General features: G+C 69.7%; 19 protein-coding genes and 1 pseudogene. 7 read left to right on the top strand and 13 right to left on the bottom strand.

Translation table 11 applies throughout. From position 1 onward, the window contains the following. Positions 1-12 precede the first annotated feature (12 nt). The 3 genes from FHR32_RS00190 (at position 13) to FHR32_RS00200 (ending at position 2,587) form a co-directional block, all read left to right on the top strand. Positions 13-477, top strand: coding sequence for a hypothetical protein (locus tag FHR32_RS00190; RefSeq protein WP_184751842.1), 465 nt, complete (start codon positions 13-15; stop codon positions 475-477). Positions 478-564: 87 nt separating this feature from the next. After that, complete coding sequence (locus FHR32_RS00195; protein WP_184751844.1) at positions 565-996, top strand: cupin domain-containing protein; 432 nt, start codon at positions 565-567, stop codon at positions 994-996. Between the two features lie 55 nt (positions 997-1,051). Next, a complete protein-coding gene (locus FHR32_RS00200) occupies positions 1,052-2,587 on the top strand; it encodes an aldehyde dehydrogenase family protein (RefSeq protein WP_184751846.1) in 1,536 nt (511 codons plus the stop codon). 330 nt (positions 2,588-2,917) lie between these two features. On the opposite strand, the gene FHR32_RS00205 is transcribed toward FHR32_RS00200, so the two are convergent. Beyond that, complete coding sequence (locus FHR32_RS00205) at positions 2,918-3,367, bottom strand: hypothetical protein (RefSeq protein ID WP_184751848.1); 450 nt, start codon at positions 3,365-3,367, stop codon at positions 2,918-2,920. 235 nt (positions 3,368-3,602) lie between these two features. After that, entirely contained in the window at positions 3,603-4,010 is a 408-nt protein-coding gene (locus FHR32_RS00210) for an ATP-binding protein (RefSeq protein WP_184751850.1), read from the bottom strand. Between the two features lie 143 nt (positions 4,011-4,153). On the opposite strand from FHR32_RS00210, the gene FHR32_RS00215 reads away from it, so the two are divergent. Next, on the top strand, positions 4,154-5,023 hold the full coding sequence (locus FHR32_RS00215) for a helix-turn-helix domain-containing protein (RefSeq protein ID WP_184751851.1): 870 nt from the start codon (positions 4,154-4,156) through the stop codon (positions 5,021-5,023). 25 nt (positions 5,024-5,048) lie between these two features. Further along, positions 5,049-5,279 (top strand): DUF397 domain-containing protein, encoded by a 231-nt coding sequence (locus FHR32_RS00220; protein ID WP_184751853.1) that lies wholly within the window; start codon positions 5,049-5,051, stop codon positions 5,277-5,279. A 132-nt stretch (positions 5,280-5,411) separates the two neighbouring features. On the opposite strand, the gene FHR32_RS43905 is transcribed toward FHR32_RS00220, so the two are convergent. The 10 genes and pseudogenes from FHR32_RS43905 to FHR32_RS00260 all read right to left on the bottom strand — a co-directional run bounded on the left by FHR32_RS43905 (position 5,412) and on the right by FHR32_RS00260 (position 14,544). Further along, complete coding sequence (locus FHR32_RS43905) at positions 5,412-5,567, bottom strand: hypothetical protein (RefSeq protein WP_246465864.1); 156 nt, start codon at positions 5,565-5,567, stop codon at positions 5,412-5,414. Then, positions 5,561-6,274 carry a hypothetical protein gene (locus FHR32_RS43910; RefSeq protein ID WP_246465866.1) on the bottom strand — a complete coding sequence of 238 codons (714 nt, stop codon included), beginning with the start codon at positions 6,272-6,274 and terminating at the stop codon, positions 5,561-5,563. Before FHR32_RS43910 ends, FHR32_RS43905 begins: the two co-directional genes overlap by 7 nt. Beyond that, entirely contained in the window at positions 6,201-7,235 is a 1,035-nt protein-coding gene (locus tag FHR32_RS43915) for an AAA family ATPase (protein ID WP_312881760.1), read from the bottom strand. The genes FHR32_RS43910 and FHR32_RS43915 overlap by 74 nt, the downstream gene beginning before the upstream one ends. A 482-nt stretch (positions 7,236-7,717) precedes the next feature. Next, a complete protein-coding gene (locus FHR32_RS00230) occupies positions 7,718-7,939 on the bottom strand; it encodes a hypothetical protein (RefSeq protein WP_184751855.1) in 222 nt (73 codons plus the stop codon). A 26-nt stretch (positions 7,940-7,965) separates the two neighbouring features. Further along, positions 7,966-8,346 (bottom strand): hypothetical protein, encoded by a 381-nt coding sequence (locus FHR32_RS00235; protein WP_184751857.1) that lies wholly within the window; start codon positions 8,344-8,346, stop codon positions 7,966-7,968. A 39-nt stretch (positions 8,347-8,385) separates the two neighbouring features. Further along, positions 8,386-11,052, bottom strand: coding sequence for a glycoside hydrolase family 3 protein (locus FHR32_RS00240; protein ID WP_184751859.1), 2,667 nt, complete (start codon positions 11,050-11,052; stop codon positions 8,386-8,388). A 317-nt stretch (positions 11,053-11,369) separates the two neighbouring features. Next, on the bottom strand, positions 11,370-12,464 hold the full coding sequence (locus FHR32_RS00245) for an MFS transporter (protein WP_312881761.1): 1,095 nt from the start codon (positions 12,462-12,464) through the stop codon (positions 11,370-11,372). A gap of 62 nt (positions 12,465-12,526) precedes the next feature. Continuing rightward, a complete protein-coding gene (locus tag FHR32_RS00250; RefSeq protein ID WP_246465868.1) occupies positions 12,527-13,951 on the bottom strand; it encodes a hypothetical protein in 1,425 nt (474 codons plus the stop codon). 40 nt (positions 13,952-13,991) lie between these two features. After that, positions 13,992-14,270 (bottom strand): annotated as a pseudogene (locus FHR32_RS47075) (BTAD domain-containing putative transcriptional regulator); the annotation flags it as partial. Then, entirely contained in the window at positions 14,212-14,544 is a 333-nt protein-coding gene (locus FHR32_RS00260; RefSeq protein ID WP_184751868.1) for an AfsR/SARP family transcriptional regulator, read from the bottom strand. The pseudogene FHR32_RS47075 and the gene FHR32_RS00260, both read right to left, overlap by 59 nt. 259 nt (positions 14,545-14,803) lie before the next feature. Between FHR32_RS00260 and FHR32_RS00265 the strand changes: the two genes are divergently transcribed. Together FHR32_RS00265 and FHR32_RS00270 are read left to right on the top strand one after the other, a co-directional pair. Then, positions 14,804-15,568: an SDR family NAD(P)-dependent oxidoreductase gene (locus tag FHR32_RS00265; RefSeq protein ID WP_312881762.1), complete on the top strand. Its 765-nt coding sequence runs from the start codon at positions 14,804-14,806 to the stop codon at positions 15,566-15,568. Positions 15,569-15,929: 361 nt separating this feature from the next. After that, positions 15,930-16,256 (top strand): carboxymuconolactone decarboxylase family protein, encoded by a 327-nt coding sequence (locus tag FHR32_RS00270; RefSeq protein ID WP_246465869.1) that lies wholly within the window; start codon positions 15,930-15,932, stop codon positions 16,254-16,256. 189 nt (positions 16,257-16,445) lie between these two features. Here FHR32_RS00270 and FHR32_RS00275 read toward each other — a convergent pair whose 3' ends face one another. Further along, positions 16,446-17,705, bottom strand: coding sequence for a nucleotide sugar dehydrogenase (locus FHR32_RS00275; protein ID WP_184751872.1), 1,260 nt, complete (start codon positions 17,703-17,705; stop codon positions 16,446-16,448). Positions 17,706-17,886: the final 181 nt, after the last annotated feature.

Consider the following 17,886-nt stretch of genomic DNA (forward strand, 5'->3'; position numbering starts at 1 on the left):
CCTTTTTGACGGATGCGGCGATCGCAGGAGCTGCTCTCCCCACTCTGGGACCTCCCTCTCCTTTGGTTCGGGTACGCGCCGCTGACCGCCCTCGCCTGCGGGGGCGTGCTGCTGAGCGTCCGGGCCGGACGGCCCCGGCTCGGACGGGTCCTGGCCCGCTCCGCCGCCACGGTGGTGATCGTCCGCCACCTCCCCTCTCAGCTGCTGCTCATGCTCGACCTGTCCGCCGGCCCCGGGTGCGCGGAGAGCTGGGGCCCGCCGGAGATCCTGGGCCAGAGCGTCATGATGGACCTCTACCATCTGGTCCCCGCACTCCTCGTGCTTCTCGCCGTCCGCGGGCGCAAGGCCGTGCAGGAGGACGTCGACGCCCCGGACGGCGCCGTCCAGCTGCTGATCATGGTGTTTCCCGGAGAGGAGAGGAGACCCGTGATCTATCGTGACCACCCTTCCGGGAAGAGCCGGGGGACAGGCCCCTAGGATCGGTCCGTTGACCTCCCCAGGGCTGACGCCGGGGAGCCCGGCTCTCACGGGTCGGATTCTTGCCTCACCGCCAGGAGAAATCCCATGACGACCTCTGCCCGCCCGCCGCTCGCCGAGACCCTCGACCTGCTGCCGCACCCCGAGGGCGGCTGGTACCGGGAGACCTGGAAGACCTCCGTCGGCCTCACCCCGCCCGGCTACGACGGGACACGGGCCACCGCCACCGGGATCTACTTCCTGCTGGAGCCGGGCGAGGAGTCGCGACCGCACGTGGTCCGCTCCGACGAGGTGTGGCTCTGGCACCGGGGCGGCCCGCTGACCCTGGTCCTCGGCGGGCACGACGGCCAGCCGGTGAGCACGGTGACCCTCGGCCCCCTGGTCGAGGAGGGGCAGGTCCCGCAGGCCCTGGTCCCCGGCGGGACCTGGCAGGCCGCCCATCCGGCCGGGGACCGGGGCGTGCTCGTGAGCTGCGTCGTCTCCCCCGGATTCGACTTCGCCGACTTCCGTATGACGTGACGGTCTGCCCGTCTGCGGAGAGAATGCGGTTACACGACATATTGGGAGGTCAACGGTGACCCGCGAGATCGTCTCCGTCATCGGCGGAAAACAGGCCGGCAACGGCACAGCCTACGACTCGATCAACCCGGCGCGCGTGGAGGAGGTGGTCGCGCGGGTCCGGCTGGCCGACGCGGAGACGTTCTCCGCCGCATGCCGTACGGCCGCCGAGGCGCAACAGGAGTGGGCGCGGGTGCCCGCCCCCGTGCGGGGCCGGGTGATCGCCTCGATCGGACGCCTGGTGGAGGCCAACGCCGAGTCGCTGGCCCGCCTGGTCACCCGCGAGATCGGCAAGCCGTACGCCGAGGCCCTGGGTGAGGTCCGGGAGATCGTCGACACCTGCGACTTCTTCCTCGGCGAGGGACGGCGGCTCTACGGGCAGACGGTGCCCTCGGAGATGCCCGACAAGAACCTGTTCACCTTCCGGGTGCCGGTCGGCGTGGCCGCGGTGATCACGGCGGGCAACTTCCCGGTCGCGGTGCCGTCGTGGTACCTCGTCCCGGCGCTGCTGTCCGGCAACACGGTCGTCTGGAAGCCCGCGGAGTACGCCGCGGCCTCGGCACACGCGCTCTACCTGCTGTTTTCGGCGGCCGGGCTGCCCGAAGGCGTGCTGAACCTGGTGCTCGCCGACGGCCCCGCGACGTTCGAGGGGCTTGAGGCGGCACTGGCCGAGGGCACGGTGCACAAGGTCGGTTTCACCGGCTCGACCGAGGTCGGCCGGCGGATCGGCGAGCTGTGCGGGCGGCACCTGCAGTCGCCCTGCCTGGAGCTCGGCGGCAAGAACCCCATGGTGGTCATGCCCGACGCCGACCTGGACCTGGCCGTGGAGGGGGCGCTGTTCGCCGGGTTCGGCACGGCGGGGCAGCGCTGCACCTCGCTCGGCACGGTGATCGTGCATGAGAGCGTCCACGACGAGTTCCTCGACCGCTACACGCAGGCCGTGGCGGCCGCGACGATCGGCGACCCCGCCGGGGACGTGCTGTGCGGGCCGTTGCTCGACCACAAGTTCGCCGCCCGCTATGAGGAGTATCTGGACTGGATCCAGCCGCACCACACGGTCGTCTCCGGCCCGACCGGCCGGATCACCGGTGACAACCCGCGCGGTGACTTCGCCGGCGACGGCGGGCTGTACTACCACCCGGTGGTCGTGGACGGCGTGCGCCCCGGCGACCGGCTGTTCCTGGAGGAGACCTTCGGCCCGATCGTGGGCGTGACCGCCTTCTCGACGCTGGAGGAGGCCGTCGAGCTGGCCAACCGGCCCGGTTACGGGCTCTCCTCCTCCATCTACACCACCGACCCCAAGGCCGCCTTCCGGTTCCGTTCGGGCATCGGCGCGGGCATGGTCAGCGTCAACAACTCCACCTCCGGCGCGGAGGCCCACCTGCCCTTCGGCGGGAACGGCAAGTCCGGTAACGGCAGCCGCCAGTCAGGGGTGTGGGTGCTCGACCAGTTCACCCGCTGGCAGGCGATGAACTGGGACTACTCCGGCAAACTCCAAAAGGCCCAGATGGATGTCGCCGAAATCATCCCGGATCTGGATTTCCGCCTCTGACTTTGCCATAACGGGGGGTTCTCCCCATCATGATCGCGGCATGCCTCTTCATGGACGAGGTGTGCCGCGACGGCCGACGCGATCCTCACGGAGGGACCGGCCGTCACGGCCGGAGCCGGCCCTCTCGTGGCCGGACGCCGGCCGTGTGAGGTCCCGGCCCGTCACCACGTCCACCCGGTCCGCGCACCACGTTCGGGAAGACCCGTACGGCCGGCACGCGAGACCGCCACCCGCCTGGGAGGCCGCAAGGCCTGCCGGGAACACGTGGGGGGCCGCGTGCTGCGGCGCGGTCCCCCACGGATTCGATGGCCCGGGTGGCTGCCCGGCGCGTCAGTGGTGCATCACGACGTGCCCGGCGACCTCGAAGCCGGCGAGGAGCAGGAACGCGATCCCGGCGAGAGCGTAGAGCAGGACGGGCGGCCCGTAGCGGCCGAGCACCGGGATCCCGCCTCGCGCGCGCCCCCTCCCGGCGGGCGCCGGAAGGCGGTCCGCGGGCTCGGGGCCGGGCTCCACGACGAGGATCGGCGCGGGCGTGCTCGCCACGTCGGCGTGATGCGACCGGTCGCCCGCGGGGAAGGCCTTCACGCTGCTGTCACCGCAGGCGGGGCAGCTCACCCCCGACCAGGGGGGCTGGACCAGGACACCGGACCGTGTCCAGATCACGACATCGCGGCCGTGCCCGTCGTTGAGACGGCGGACGAGGTATTCCTCCTGCCAGACGTGCCGGCAGTGCAGACATTCCAGCGGCCAGGTCTCGCGAGCACTGAACTCCTCGTGCACGAGGACCACCCCCAACGTGACACCGATTACCCGCCCTGAGTGTGAGCGCGGTTTCGCGGTACGGCAAGCGTCGGGAGGCCATGGATTTTTATTCCCACATAATGAGACAATATATCCTATTAGGCGAGACTCTTGTCATGGTCGGCCTGCCCAGTCGCGGGATACCGATCCACAAAAACCCACATTTCATGACTTGTGCGGATCTCACCCACAGGGAGCCGGAAGCCGTACCGAGTCAGCGGGAGACCTCGAACCACAGGGTCCTGAACCCACGTGCGTCATCACAGGTCCCCCAGCGGTCGGCGAGCAGGTCGACCAGGAACATCCCCCGTCCGCCCTCGGCCTCCGGATCGTTGCGCACATGGGGCGCCGACACACCGGACCCGGCGTCGCACACCTCCACCAGCACCGCGCGGGGACTCACCGTCACGGCCATCTCGACCCTGCCGCCGCTGCCCGACCCCGAGTGGACCACCGAGTTCGTCACCACCTCGCTCACCAGCAGGACGACGTCGTCGAACGCCGGATGTCCCTCTCCCAGAAGCTCCCCCACCCGGAACCGGGCGAGCGACACCGCCTCCGGCACGCCACGCAGGGTGACCGTCGATCGCGGCGGAACGGTCCGCTGATCGAGCGTCATCATCGGCCTCACTCTCCCCCACATACACTCAGGTGCACATGGCGCTCTGAGATGGCACACTCACTCACGGTGAACTGTTCTATCAGGGACTTCAATAGCTCATGTTGAAATTCCACAGTTTTCTTCCCCCGGATAGAGGTGCGTGCATGGCTTCCCGGCGTAGCCCCACGGCCCGTCATCGCCGTCTGATGGCCGAACTGAACCGCCTGCGCGACGACAGCGGGCTGACACGTGCACAGGTGGCCGAACGGATCGGCGCCACCGACACCACCGTCTGGAGATACGAGACGGGACTGACCCGCCCCAAGCCCTCCGACGTCTCGGCCCTCACCGAGGTGTACGGCGTGACCGGCGAGGCCAAGGACTCCTTGATCCAGATGGCCAGGGAGGCCCGCAAACGCGGCTGGTGGCACCGGCACCGGCAGGCACTCAAACCGGGCTTCGACTCCTACATCGGACTGGAGGCGGAGGCGTCGGTGGTGCGCTCCTACGAGCCGCTGGTCGTCCCCGGCCTGATGCAGACCGAGGCGTACGCGCGCGCCGTCATCGAGGCGACCGCGCTCACCCATGCCCCCTCCGCGGTCGACGAGAAGGTCTCCGTGCGCATGTCACGCCAGCAGCTGCTGCACGGCCCCGGCGATCCGATCCAGCTCGTCGCCGTGCTGGACGAGGCGGTGCTCCAGCGCCAGGTCGGCAGCACGGAAGTGATGCGTGAGCAGCTGAAACACCTTCTCGATCTCGGCAGACTGCCCAATGTGGAGATTCGGGTTATTCCGTTCTCCGCAGGCGCGCACGCTGCGATGGACGGTAAGTTCTGCCTACTCAGCTTCCCCGAGCCCGAAGATCCCGACCTGGTCTATCTGGAGCAGGCCGCGAGCGGGTTGGTGCCGGAAGACCCGGAGGAGGTGCGCCGCTACACCCTCATGTTCGGGAGCCTGTCGGCACTGGCTCTCGGCGCGGAGGCGTCGGCCGCCTTCATCGCCCAGCGGGCGAAGAGCTGTTCCAACCAACAGTAGGAAGAGAGAAATGCAAGGCTCCACGATGGATCTGTCCAGCGTCGCGTGGCGCAAGAGCAGTCGCAGCACCAACGGAGGCGACTGTGTCGAAGTGGCGATCGTGCCAGGCGACCCGGCCCTGGCCGAACACAAGGCCGACGCGGATGAGCTTTACCTCGTCCGCGACTCCAAGGACCCGCAAGGTCCCGCGCTGGCCTTCACCCAACGCGAGTGGGACGCCTTCGTCGGCGGCGTGAAGGACGGCGAGTTCGGCTGAGGCGTTTCCGGGGAACCGGTCGCCCGGTTCCCCGGAGACACCGGCGGAGCACAGGTCCGCCCACCCGGCCCTGCCGGCGGCCCGTCATCACGGGCCGGCGGCCGGGGTCCACCGCACCACCGATCCGGCCACTCAGCGGCCCTTCGGACCATCGGGGCCGTTGTAGCCGAGAATCCGCATCGCGACCTCGGGATCCATCGCCGCGGCCAGAAGCTGGGCCCGCTCCACGGCACGGTCGCGCTGGGCCTCGGCCCTGACCCGGGACGCCTGGACCCTCCGGATCACCACGGCGACGGCGCCTGACCGCCCTCACCCCACGGCACGAAGTCCGGCCCCGCCGCGACAACCGACCCCGCCGCCGCGGACAGTGCGGAACCATGGCCGTTACCCGTCACGACGGCGCCCCGGATGACCGCCGCAGCGGGTTCGAGCCGGGGCAGAAGCAGCGGGACGGGCGGCTCCCGCGCCACATGGCTGTGCTCACGGTGCGCCCGGGTCGCCTCCAGGTGATACTCCTCGATCTCGGCGTAGAACTCCTCCGACGCGTAGACCGAACCATCCACCAGCGGCCCCTGCCGATGCTCCAGGACAGCGATCACATCCTCGCCGTTGAGCGTCTTGTGCGTCTCCAGCGCATGGGCCAGGCAGAGCACCTCCCGCCGGTGCTCCTTCAGCAGGTCCTCTGTCGCCTCCAGCAGCCGGACCAGGTTGTACTCGATGCGCTCGCCCAACACGTCGGGAGCCGGCGGCTGCCCGCCGCCGGGCGCCCTGGTGAAACCGATGCCCCCGGCGCCACCGGGCTTGGGCAGGGACCTGCCACCCATGATCTCCAACTCCTGCAGCGCGGGCATCGACGTCACACCGCGCCCCATCCCCCAGTGCGCCTCCATCAGCGCGGTGAGATAGGTGGCCGAGAACAGGTCACCCGAGACCCCGGAAGAGTTGTCCTGGGCGAAGAACATCCGCTCCCCGGCCAGCGAGGCGAGCGAGACCATGATGTCGGCCTCGTGCTCGGACTTCCACCGGGTGAACCGGTCCTCGGGCTTGATGCTCGCGCTCGATGTACTCCACGTCCTCCGGCGGCCCGAGCTGCTTGAGCCGTTTGGCCCTGGTCACATCGGACCAGGTGATGACCTCACGGCCGTCACGGATCGCGGTGATCAACGACTCGTTCACCAGGTCCTTGATCGTGGCGCCGGTGGCGTAAGGGGTGATCGTGGCCGGCTTGTCGAGCTGCTCCTCCGTCAGATCGTGGTCGACCTTGTCGAAGTACCCCCGGTAGGTGCGGACCCGCCCCGCCTTGGAGGGATAGCCCACCTTGTAGATGCGGTCGATACGGCCCGGCCGCAGCAGCGCCTCGTCCAGCGAGTTGGGCATGTTGGTGGCCATCATCACCAGGATCCGATACCTGGGCGGCGGCTTGGGCCGCATGCCCAGCAGCCTGCGGACATGACGGTTGACGATGCCACGCGGTTTCTTCAGCCCCGACAGCTCGGTGAGCAGCGCCTGCAGCGTCCCCGGATCCCCGCCTCCACCACCCATGTTGCCGCCCGTGAAGAAGCGGCTACGACCGGCGGCGGGCTCCTCCTCCTGCCGCGCACCCCTGCGAGTCAGCAGCCCCCGGGTCTCCTCCGCCAGGTAGGTGAAAACGTGACAGCCATCTGCGTACGCGGAGAAACCGGGGCCACCCCTGGGGCCCTGCTGCGCCAGCGAACCGCGGCGGCCGAGGGAGTCGGCCTCGTCGAAGAAGACGATCACGCTCCCATACCGCAGGGAGAGCTTGCGGAGCTTACGGAACAGCGACTTCACCTTCAGGATGCCGATGCCCATGAACATGTTGACGAACGCACCGGGGTCCACGAAGACGTACGGCTTGCCCGTCTCCCCCGCCACCGCCTCGGCCATCCGGGTCTTGCCGGTGCCGGGCGGCCCCCACAGCAGCAGGCCGCTGGGCACGTAACCGCCGCGCTCCTCGATCTCGTCGGGCCGTTCTCAGAGCGAGTACCGCGATCCAGAACAGCCACTTGACGGCCCGCGCGATCCTGAAGCGGTTCCAGTCGGAGAACCGGCGGTGGGTCCACCGCTCGAAACCACCGAACACCCCGCGTGTCCAGAACCGGTGGTACCCGGCGGAGCGCTCGCTGACGAAGAAGTGAACCTGCCGCAGGACCTCGGCGCCCAGCAGCCAGAAGATCCACGGCGCGGCGACCGCGGTGACGACCAGCGCTTCCCGGAAGCTCATGATGCCCTCATAGGAGGCCATCGCATTCCAGACCAGGATGAAATAGATGATCGTCAGGATGACGACGAACTTGACCCGGTCCCAGAAGGGCATCCGCTTACGGGTCCGGGGATGCGGGTCGGTCGGGCCGGAGCCGGGTGCACGGAGGCCCTCGAAGCTCGGGGGCGGCGGGGATGACTTCAAGACGGGCTTCTCCTCACCCGGTGAGTCGCTTGACTTTGAACGAGTGTGCGATCCCGTCGAACTCGGCGCCGCGCCTGCGATAACAGCCCGCCGAGCAGCGGATCAACAGTGTGGAGATCCGCTTGCCGTCGCCGGCCAGGTAGGAGGTGAGGTCGAAAGTCTGAACGCCCGCCCCCTGGACCGCGTAGTTGAACCGCACATGCACCCCGCGCAGACCGTCCCCGGGGTCGAGCACCTCGTCGGCGAGCAGTTCGAAACCGGTCAGCGGGTAGCCGGGACCTTCGCGTACTCCGCCCGGATCGGCGCGGTGACAGGAAGGATCGAGTTGCGCATGCCGTTCAGGGAGACGGCGTCCTGCTCCTCGGGGAGGAGTTTGGCGACCCGGGCGAAGACGAACGGCTCGTCACCGGTGCCGTAACCGAGGAGGTGATCGGCGGAGGGAGCCGTGTGGGCGTCATAGGCGATCGACCAGACGAGTTGCCGGCGCAGTTGCGCGGTGGCCGACTCGGGGTCCTCCCCCGTGACCGCCCGCTCCAGCGCCTTCTGGTCGACCTTCCGCCAGGCCGCCGGAACTTTGAAATAGGTCTGCCCGTCGTCCTGGCGGACGTAGGTGAACTCCGAACGGAAACGGCCGGGTATCAAAGGACACCACCCTCCGACACCCGGCCCCCGGGGACACCCCTAGGTCAGGCTGTCGCAGCTCCTCGCGTCGGCGTCCTTGGCCGCCTTCGGCACCCACCGGACATTCGCGAACGAGGCGGAGAACGCCCCCTCGGTATAGACCAGGAACGGTGTGTTGACCACCTCCAGATCAAGGCCCGTCGCCGCGAAGCACGCGACCGGGATCTTGACCGTCGCCTTGCTCCCCACCGGAAGCCCCTGGAACAGCGACGTCGCCACCACCTCGGAGAAGCAGGGGTAAACACAGTGGACACTGATCACGGTCCGCGCCGCCGGAGCCTGATGGACGACGGTGTCGAAGACCAGAGCGGCGTCGGCGTTGAGGTAGCCCCGCAGGTCGCTGCCGCCCGCCGGGTCCTGCATGTAGAACTGCGCCGGTCCACTCCCGTTCCAGGTCGCCTTCAGACCGTCCTGCTGCACATTGACGTCGGACTGCACCACGCTGATCGCCGAATGCGCCGCCTCACCGTCGACGCCGATCTCGGTACCGCCCCAGCTGTCCGCCGAGCCGATGAAACTCCGGTACGGCGCGACATCCGCCCGGTTGAAGATCTCCAGATCCTCACTCGCCTCACCGCCGCCGCCCGTCTGACCGCAGCCCGCCTCGGGGACGGTCTCGTCGAGCGTTCCGACCGAACCGCTCTGCCCGGAGCGCAGGCCGTACCCGAGCGGGAAGAGCGGGTCGTAGCCCTCACCCCCCGGGTTCAGCGGCGTCTGGCACGCGCTCTTCGGCCAGGAATACGACAACGTGCCGGTGTACCCGGCCTCCCGGTGCGATCCGCGGACGAGCAGATCCGCGACGCCACCGCCCTCGGTGCCCGGCAGCCAGGCGGCCACGAAGGCGTCGGAGCGGTTGAGCTCCTTGTTGACCCAGAGCGGCCGGCCGGAGACATAGACGGTGACCACGGGTGCGCCCCTACCCCGGACCTTGTCCAGGACGGCCAGGTCACCCGGGTAGAGCTTGGCCGCCTCCAGAGAGCGCCGCCCGAGGTCGCCGACCCCCTCGGCGTACGGCGTCTCGCCGATCACCGCGACGACCGCGTCGTACGCCGAGGGGTCGACGCCGTCCGCCGTCTCGCTGAAGGTGACGTTCGCCTCGCCCAGCACCTCGCGCAGACCGCCCAGGATCGTCGTGCCGTTCGGGAAGTCGGCATTGGTGTTGCCGGTGCCCTGCCAGGTGAGGGTCCAGCCCCCGGTCTGGTTCTGCAGGCTGTCGGCGCTCTTTCCGACCACGAGCACCTTGGAACTCCTGGCCAGCGGCAGCACCGCGCCGTTGTTCTTCAGCAGGACCTGCGACCTGCGGACAGCCTCGCGGGCGAGCTTCCTCGCCTCCAGGGCGCGGGCCGACCCCGCCAGGGCGCGCCCGGACGGCTTCGGCGCGCTGAACACTCCGGCGCGCAGCTTCACCCGCAGGATCCGCGTGACCGCGTCGTCGATGCGCGCCATCGGGATCTCACCGGCTTCGACCTGCGCGACCGTGCTGGCGATGAACGCCTTCCAGTCGTTGGGCACCATCACCACGTCGATACCGGCGTTGACCGCCCGCGCGCAGCTCGCGTTGGTGCACCCTGCGACCTGGCCGATGCCGTTCCAGTCCGAGACGACGACGCCGTCGAAGCCCACCTTCTGCTTGAGAATGTCGGTGAGGGCGTGCTTGCTGCCGTGCAGCTTGCCCTCGTCGATGCCGAGATCCGCGTTCGCCCAGCTGTTGAAGGACACCATCACGGTCTGGGCCCCCGCCGCGAGCGCGCCGTAGTAGCCCTGGCCGTGAATGTTGATCATCTCGGCCTCGGACGAGGGGTTCACCCCCTGGTCGGTCCCCTTGAGCGTGCCGCCGTCACCGATGAAGTGCTTGGCGGTGGCGATGACCCCCCTGTCGCCGATGCCCTGCGAACGCCCGCCCTGCAGGCCGTTGACGGCCTCGTACCCATAGGCCCGGGTGATCCGGGGATCCTCGGAGAAGCCCTCGTAGGTACGGCCCCACCGATCGTCCCTGACCACGGCGAGGGTGGGCGCGAAAGCCCAGTCCTGGCCGGTCGCGCGGATCTGCGCGGCCGTCGCCGCCCCGATGTCGCGGACGAGACACGGATCGTGCGCGGCCCCCAGGCCGATGTTGTGGGGGAAGACCGTCGCGCCGTAGACGTTGTTGTTGCCGTGGACGGCATCGATGCCCCAGATGACGGGGATCTTCGTTCTGGTGCCGACGGACGCCTGCCAGTAGGCGTCGGCGAGGTCGATCCAGGCCTGGGGCGAGGCGTGCTTGTCGCGGCCGGGCCATGAGCCGCCGCCGTTGAGCACCGAGCCGATACCGTACTGCCTGACCTCCTCGGGCGTGATCGCCGCGATCTCCGGCTGCGTCATCTGCCCGACCTTCTCGGACAGCGTCATGCCCGCGAGGATCTTCGCCACCCGCTTCTCGTCGGCCGGGTCCCGCTTGATCCGGCTCTTCACCTTGGGCCAGTCGGCGAGCGCGGGCAGGCTCTTCTCAATGCGGGCACAGCCGCCGGCGCCCAGAGGCGGCCTGCCGATCTCCGGCTGCCGGATGGCTGCTGCGGCGTCCGCGGCCACAGCCGGGATCCCGGGGGCGCCGGCGGCCAGGAGCGCGAGGCCCGCCAGCACCGCGAGTCCGCTCCGGCGTGCGCCCGATCGGGCGAGAGGTCTGATCATCGAGGGTCCGTTCTCGAGACGCGGCAACAGTCGTGGCGGTCCCCCGGTCCGCACTGCGCAGATCCTGACGCCGTCACGGCAGCCGAGTCAATACCTCGCGAGAGCGCTCTCCCACAGAGACAGTCACCCGGTGGACGGCGGACACATCTGAAACACCGGGTGGAAGGCTCTTTTCATCCCGTCCCGTTCACCTGCGGGACGGCGATCAGATCGATCGCTCCTGAAAGCGCTCTCACCCAAATGCGAGACCCTCTGCCGCAGAACATGTCATGCGCGGAAAGTCAGAACCGGATCACCGCCGCCACGGTGGTGACGCGTCAGCCGTGTGCTTCGAAACGCTCCTCGGGGATCACGTCGGGCACGCCTCGCAGGCCGTACAGCGAGGCCACCGCCAGCACGGCGATCAACCCGGCGGCGGCGAGCGAGGTCACATCGACGGAGTCGACGAACGCCTGCCGGGCCATCGCCGCGACGGCCGCGCCCAGCTCGGCGGGGAGCGTCGCAGCCGCCTGCAGCGCGGTGGGCAGCGATTCCGCGACAGGGGCCGCCACCTCGCCCGGCAGCCCCTCGGGGAGCCGGAGGCCGGAACGGTAGAAACCGGTGAGGACGCTGCCGAGGATGGCGATGAGGTTGGCACCGACCGACGCGCTGAAGGCCCGTCGCCGGAAGAGCCGGACGTCGATCAGCGGTTCGGCCAGCCGGGTCTGTCGCCTGGCGAACAGCGTCAGCCCGGCGACACCGAGCGCCGCAGAGACCAGGACACCGGGGGTCGCCAGGCCGTACGCGGCCACCTCCTTTACAGCGTAGATCACAGCGATCACGCCGGCGAAGGACAGGAGGACACTAGCGAGGTCGATCCGCCCGGCCGAGGGGTTACGCGACTCCGGGAGCACGAAGAGGCCGGTGACCAGGATGAGCGCCATCACCGGAAGATTGATCAGGAAGACCGAACCCCACCAGAAGCGGTCGAGCAGCAGTCCGCCGACGACCGGTCCCAGGGCGAAGCCCGCGGCGCCCATCCCGCTCCAGACGCCGACCGCCACGGTCCTCTCCTTCGGGTCGGTGAAGGCGTTGCGGATGATCGACAGCGTGGAGGGCATGATCGTGGCGCCTGCCACCCCGAGCAGGGCGCGGGCGGCGATGAGCAGTTCCGGGGTGGGCGCGTAGGCGGTCACCGCCGAGGCCGCGCCGAAGGCCACGGCTCCGGCCAGGAGCAGCCGCTTGCGGCCGATCCGGTCGCCGAGGTTGCCCATCGTGATCAGCAGGCCGGTCAGCGTGACCGGCGGCGCTGACGGCCCGCGCACCGACCGCTGACGGCGCGTGTACGGCGGCGCCCGGATGTGCCCCACGTCTCCGGTCTTCCCGTGGCGACCCGTCCGGCGCCCCTCCGGCAGGTCGGCCCCCGGGGTCACACGCCGAGCAGGGCGATCACCTCGCTCCAGGCCATGCGGGTTCCTGTGAGCCATTCCTCCTCCTAAACGGTCCCGCCGATCCGGGCACGGACGGCCGCCGTGACGCGCACGGCGTCCGGGTGGGCCGACGCGGTGCCGCGCAGCGTCGTGGCCGCGCCCAGCAGCCTGGCCGCTCCCCCGGCATCGCCCTCCAGCAGCGTGATCTCCGCCAGAGCCTCGACCACCGAACCCGCCACCGGCAGGTAGCGGCGGAGCGCCGGCTCCAGCGCCTTGACGTACCATCCCCTCGCCTCTGCCCTGTCACCGCTGGAGGCGGCGCTGAGATATCCGGCGTGCGCCGTCTCCAGGTCACCGTCGCGGACGCTCCCCTGCGCCCTGCGGTAGACGAGCTCGGCGATGTCCTCCACCGACTCCAGTTCCTCGGCCAGGCGGAGCGCCTCGTCGGCCAGCGCGCGCGATGCCGCCCTGTCCTCCCGCACGTCGGCCAGCTCGGCCAGCGTGAGCGCGGTCCCCCAGCGATCCCCGAGGGAACGGAACAGTTTCAGCACATCCTCGAAGGAGCGCTCCGCGGTCCCTGCGTCACCGCTGTGCAGCAGGTAGTAGCCGTAGCCGAAGCGAGCCAGCGTCCACAGCCACGGGTCCGCGGCGGCCTGCACCGGCCCGTCCGGGACACCTATGGCGCCGGAGTCGGCCGGACCGGTGAACAGCGGCCACAGCATGCCCAGGAACGGATACCGGTACGGCTGGTCGATCGACGGGATGAACGGGGCGACCGCCTCCAGCCGGGCGGATGTCTCCGGCGACCGTGACTCGCTGGAGAAGGCGAGCAGCACACAGATGGCATACTCCTCCTCCAACCCCTCGACTGGTGACGGCCCGATCACGCCGAGAAGGTCGGCGGCCAGGCCCTCCCCCTCCGAACGGCGTCCCCGCGCCCACCAGTACATGGCGAGCCCCGCCAGGAGGCGGAGCCCCTGCTCGATCCGGCCGGTGTCGACGGTCCAGCGCAGCGCGGCGTGCAGGTCGTCGCGCTCGTCGTCCAGCCGCCGCAGCCACTCCAGCTGCCCGTCGCTCCGCAGGTGCGGGTCCGCCGTGGTCGCCAGATCCACGTAGTGGGCGGCATGCGCTTCGTGGTATGTCTCCGTCTCGCCCGCCTCGGCCAGCCGTTCTGCGCAGTAGGCGCGGATGGTCTCCATCCCTCCGTCGGCGACGGGGGCCAGCTCCACGAAGCAGACGTCGCCCCGCTGCGCCGCGGCGACCTCTCCGGCCAGCCGGGTCTTGCCCGCGCCGCCGGGACCGACCAGGGTGATCAGCCGTGACTCACCAAGCAGCGCGCCGAGCCGGGAGGTCTCGTCCTTCCGTCCGACGAAGCTGGTCAGCCGGGCCCGCAGACCCGACCGGACAGGTGCGGCGCCGGAGGTGAACGCCATACCCGGCGCGGGGCCGCCGCCGAGTTCCTCGCCAAGGATCCGCCTGCCTGCCGACACCGTAGAGGGCCCGCATCAGCTGCCCGTGCAGCCGTTCCCGGAGCGGATGGGCGGCGGCCAACTCCTGGAGCTCGGCGACCAACTCCCGGTGGCGGCCAAGATCCAGCTCGGCCTGGACGCGGTCCTCGACGCAGTCGAGCCGGAGTCTGTCCAGCTTGATGGCGGGCGCATCGGCGAAGGGCGCCTCCCGGACGTCGGCCAAGGCGGGCCCGCGCCAGAGGGAGAGCGCCTCGGCCAGTGTCGTGGCCGCTCGCCGGGGGTCACCGGCCCCAGTGCCCGGCGAGCCGCTCGAAACGGTAGGCGTCGACCGCGCCGGCATCGACCACGAGCCGGTAACCGGCCGGATGGAACTCGATCATGCTCTGGGCTCCGAGTGTCCTGCGGAGCCGGGAGATCTGGGACTGCAGGGCGTTGGCGGCGTTCTCGGGAGGGTCTGCGCCGTACAGTCCGCCGATCAACCGCTCGGTGGTCACGATCTTCCCCGCGGCCAGAAGCAGCAGCACCAGCAGGGCGCGCATCCCCGGCCCGCCGACGGTGACCACGCGCCCGCCGTCGAGCGTGATCCGCGTGGGGCCGAGAATGTCGAACTGCATGTCTCGATTATCGGGGGCGGGACGCCGATCACCGCTGCGGTCCGAGCTCTCCGGCCGGGGAGGTGGCGATGCGCGCCCGACCCGGATTTTGGGTCTAGGCAAGGGCGGACAGGTGAACTAACTTCTGGAAAAGTATCTTGTCCGAACCGCCGTCTCCACCTGCTCGCCTCCGGGAACCACCTGATCGCCGTCGCCGCCCGGGCCGTGCCGCCCCGGGCGGCGGACGAGGGCGGACCGGTGAACCGGACGGAGGACGTGCGTGCCCAGAGCCCTCCCCCACCCCGAGCGGCGGCCTGTCCTGGTGACCGGGGCCTCGTCGGGGATCGGCTCGGCCGTGGCCGTCGGCCTGGCGGCCGCCGGATATCCGGTGGCACTGGGCGCGCGCCGTACCGCGATCTGCGAGGAGCTGGCGGTGAGGATCCGCGCCGACGGCGGGGAGGCGGCGGCGCTGGCCCTGGACGTCACGTCGGACGAGTCCGTGTCCTCCTTCGTCGCCGGGGCCGAGCAGGTGCTGGGCACCGCCGAGGTGGTGGTGACCTGCGCGGGCGAGGTGACGCCGGAGAACGCCTATGAGACGGCCACACCCGACTTCGAGGCGCAACTGCAGCTCAACCTGGTCGGCACCCAGCGGTTCGTGGCCAAGGTGGCACCCGCGATGGCGACGAGGCACCGCGGTGACATCGTGTTCGTCAGCTCCGACGTCGTACGGCTGCCGCGCCCCCGGATGGGGGCCTACGTCGCGGCCAAGAACGGCGTCGAGGGGCTGGCCAGGCACGACCGCTTCCTCAACCCCTGTGACGTGGCGGCGGCCGTGCTCGCCGTGATCTCCATGCCGCGCGGCGCGCACGTCACACTGCTCGAGGCCGAGCCGGAGGCGCCCCTGCCCGCGGAGCGGCCTGCCCGCGGAGCGGCCTGCCCGCTGATCGGCGGGGCGTGTGGATCCGGCACGGTCCGGGGCGCCTGGTGCCCAGGCCGGGGGCCGAGATCGTCGTCTTGCCCGAAGGTGGGTGATACGTTCCAGTGAAAGGTCCGCACCATGGGCACAATCCCGTCTCTGCGAGATTCGAGCGTGTGATCGCCGGATCGGCGGGGGACGTGAAGAGGGATCGGATTCATCGGGATGGGCCGGGCAGGCGGGCCCGAGATGATCACCTCGCGGAAGACGGCATACCTGTAACGCCCGGCGACCTACTGCACGACATATTGGTACATGTCAGGACTATTGCGAGAAGGTCTATCCCTGGCGGGGAAACCAGCCGGGAACGAGGGGCTCAGACGTCTCTCGCCCTGCTCGCCTGAACCGGCTGGCTGACGGACTCGGAGTGCCTATGAGCGACCACGCGAACGAAAGCACCCCTGACCGCCGGGCCCGCGGATTGGAGATCATGAAGCGGGTCCATGGCTGGGACCAGGTCGGCGAGGGTCCCGGTGACTTCTTCGGCATGACCATCGAACATCTGTTCGCCGAGGTGTGGTCCAGAGACGGGCTGAGTATGCGAGACCGGCGGCTGCTCCTGCTCGGCCTCCTCGTCGGGCAGGGCATGGACGACGCGATCGACGTCCAGCTCGACGCGGCGCTGCGCACCGGGGAACTCACCCCGGACGAGCTCCGCGAGATCGTCATCTTCCTCACCCACTACGCGGGCTGGCCGCGCGGCGCCAAGCTCAACACCCAGGTCGAGGAACTGGTCGCCCGCGTCATGAAGGCGTAGCCCCGTCCCGCCGGCACCCGTCACGCCCGCGGAACGCGACAGGGCGGCGGCAGGCGGTGCGGCCGGTACGGCGAGCCGGTGCGATGCCTGTCGGCTCGCCGTACCGGCCCCCGGCCGCCGCCAGCCGGAGCCGGATGCGGCCGAGTGGCCGGCTCGCAGGCGACCGGCACCGGGGCGCCGACCGGCCGTTCAGAGACGCTCGACGTTGGCTCCCCGGCAGCGGTCGCGTGTGTCGAAGACGAAAGGGCTCACCCGCTGGATCATCTCGTAGTCGAAACAGTCGTGGTCGGTGAGGATCACGACCGCGTCCGCCTGTGACAGCTCCCCGGCCGTCGGCTGGACGATCTCGATCCCCGGCGGCGGCATGAGCGCGTCCACGTGGGGATCGGCGGCCCGCACGTCGGCGCCCAGCTTGCCAAGGACCTTGGCCACCTCGATCGCGGGCGACTCCCGGCAGTCTCCGGCGTTCTTCTTGTAGGCGAGGCCGAGCAGGAACACCCGGCTGCCCTTGACCGCCTTGCGCCGCTGGTTCAGCCCGAGGATCAGCCGGTGCACGACGTGGTCCGGCATGTGGTCGTTGATGTCGTTGGCCAGTTCCACGAACCGGAAGTTGTGCCCCAGGCTCCGCTTGACCTTCCAGGACAGGTAGGACGGGTCGATCGGCAGGCAGTGCCCGCCGACCCCCGGGCCGGGGGTGAAGCGCATGTAGCCGAACGGCTTGGTGGAAGCGGCGTCGATGGCCTCCCACACATCGATCCCGAGCTGCTGGGCGAAGATCGACAACTCGTTCACCAGGGCGATGTTGACATGCCTGAAGGTGTTCTCCAGGAGTTTGCACAGCTCGGCGACCTGCAGCGACGAGACCGGAACGACGTCTCGCACGATCCGCTCGTAGAACTCCCGGGTCCTTTCCAGGGAGGCCTCGTCGATCCCGGAGACGACCTTCGGCGTGTTCTCCAGCTGCCACCGGGGGTTGCCCGGATCGATCCGTTCCGGGCTGTAGCCCAGGAAGAAGTCCTCGGGCGTGCACAGCCCCGAGCCCTCCTCCAGCAGCGGCCGGAGATACTCCTCGGTGGTTCCGGGATAGGTGGTGGACTCCAGGATCACCGTGGCGCCCGGCCGGATCAGCGGGGCCAGCGACTCGCCGGCCGAGCCGATGTGGCGGAGGTCGGGGACGCCCTCACGTAGCGGGGTCGGCACCGTTATCACGCAGACGTCGAATGCCTCCGCGTCGGCGTAGTCGGTGCCGACCAGGTAACGGCCGGAACGGTGGGCGGCGACCAGCAGGTCGTCGTCGACGTCCTCGACATAGGACTCGGCGGCGTTGAGCCGCTTGACCCGCCACTCGTCCAGATCGATCCCCACGACGTCGAACCCCGCGCTGACCGCCCGCATCGCCAGAGGCAGGCCAACGTACCCCTGGCCGACGACGACCAGTTTCTCTCCCATGTCAGGACCCCCGTCACTTCGAGTGATATACGACCTGACTGTAGGAGCCGAGTGTCCTCGAAACACCGATTCGGCGACACCTCGGGCGTGTCGTCTCCGCGTTTCAGGGGTCCACCGCATGTCGGTTCAGGGCGGCGAGAACAACAACCGTAAGGTCGATTACTCAGATACATATTGATTT

This window comes from Streptosporangium album, from assembly GCF_014203795.1.
GTDB classification, from domain to species: Bacteria; Actinomycetota; Actinomycetes; order Streptosporangiales; family Streptosporangiaceae; genus Streptosporangium; species Streptosporangium album.

Excerpts from the sequence above, each read along its gene's own strand:
- FHR32_RS00190 (WP_184751842.1), top strand. The coding sequence starts at position 13 with ATGCGGCGATCGCAGGAGCTGCTCTCCCCACTCTGGGACCTCCCTCTC.
- FHR32_RS00195 (WP_184751844.1), top strand. The coding sequence starts at position 565 with ATGACGACCTCTGCCCGCCCGCCGCTCGCCGAGACCCTCGACCTGCTG.
- FHR32_RS00210 (WP_184751850.1), bottom strand. The coding sequence starts at position 4,010 with ATGATGACGCTCGATCAGCGGACCGTTCCGCCGCGATCGACGGTCACC.
- FHR32_RS00215 (WP_184751851.1), top strand. The coding sequence starts at position 4,154 with ATGGCTTCCCGGCGTAGCCCCACGGCCCGTCATCGCCGTCTGATGGCC.
- FHR32_RS00220 (WP_184751853.1), top strand. The coding sequence starts at position 5,049 with ATGGATCTGTCCAGCGTCGCGTGGCGCAAGAGCAGTCGCAGCACCAAC.
- FHR32_RS43910 (WP_246465866.1), bottom strand. The coding sequence starts at position 6,274 with ATGGTCTCGCTCGCCTCGCTGGCCGGGGAGCGGATGTTCTTCGCCCAG.
- FHR32_RS00240 (WP_184751859.1), bottom strand. The coding sequence starts at position 11,052 with ATGATCAGACCTCTCGCCCGATCGGGCGCACGCCGGAGCGGACTCGCG.
- FHR32_RS00260 (WP_184751868.1), bottom strand. The coding sequence starts at position 14,544 with ATGCAGTTCGACATTCTCGGCCCCACGCGGATCACGCTCGACGGCGGG.
- FHR32_RS00270 (WP_246465869.1), top strand. The coding sequence starts at position 15,930 with ATGAAGCGGGTCCATGGCTGGGACCAGGTCGGCGAGGGTCCCGGTGAC.
- FHR32_RS00275 (WP_184751872.1), bottom strand. The coding sequence starts at position 17,705 with ATGGGAGAGAAACTGGTCGTCGTCGGCCAGGGGTACGTTGGCCTGCCT.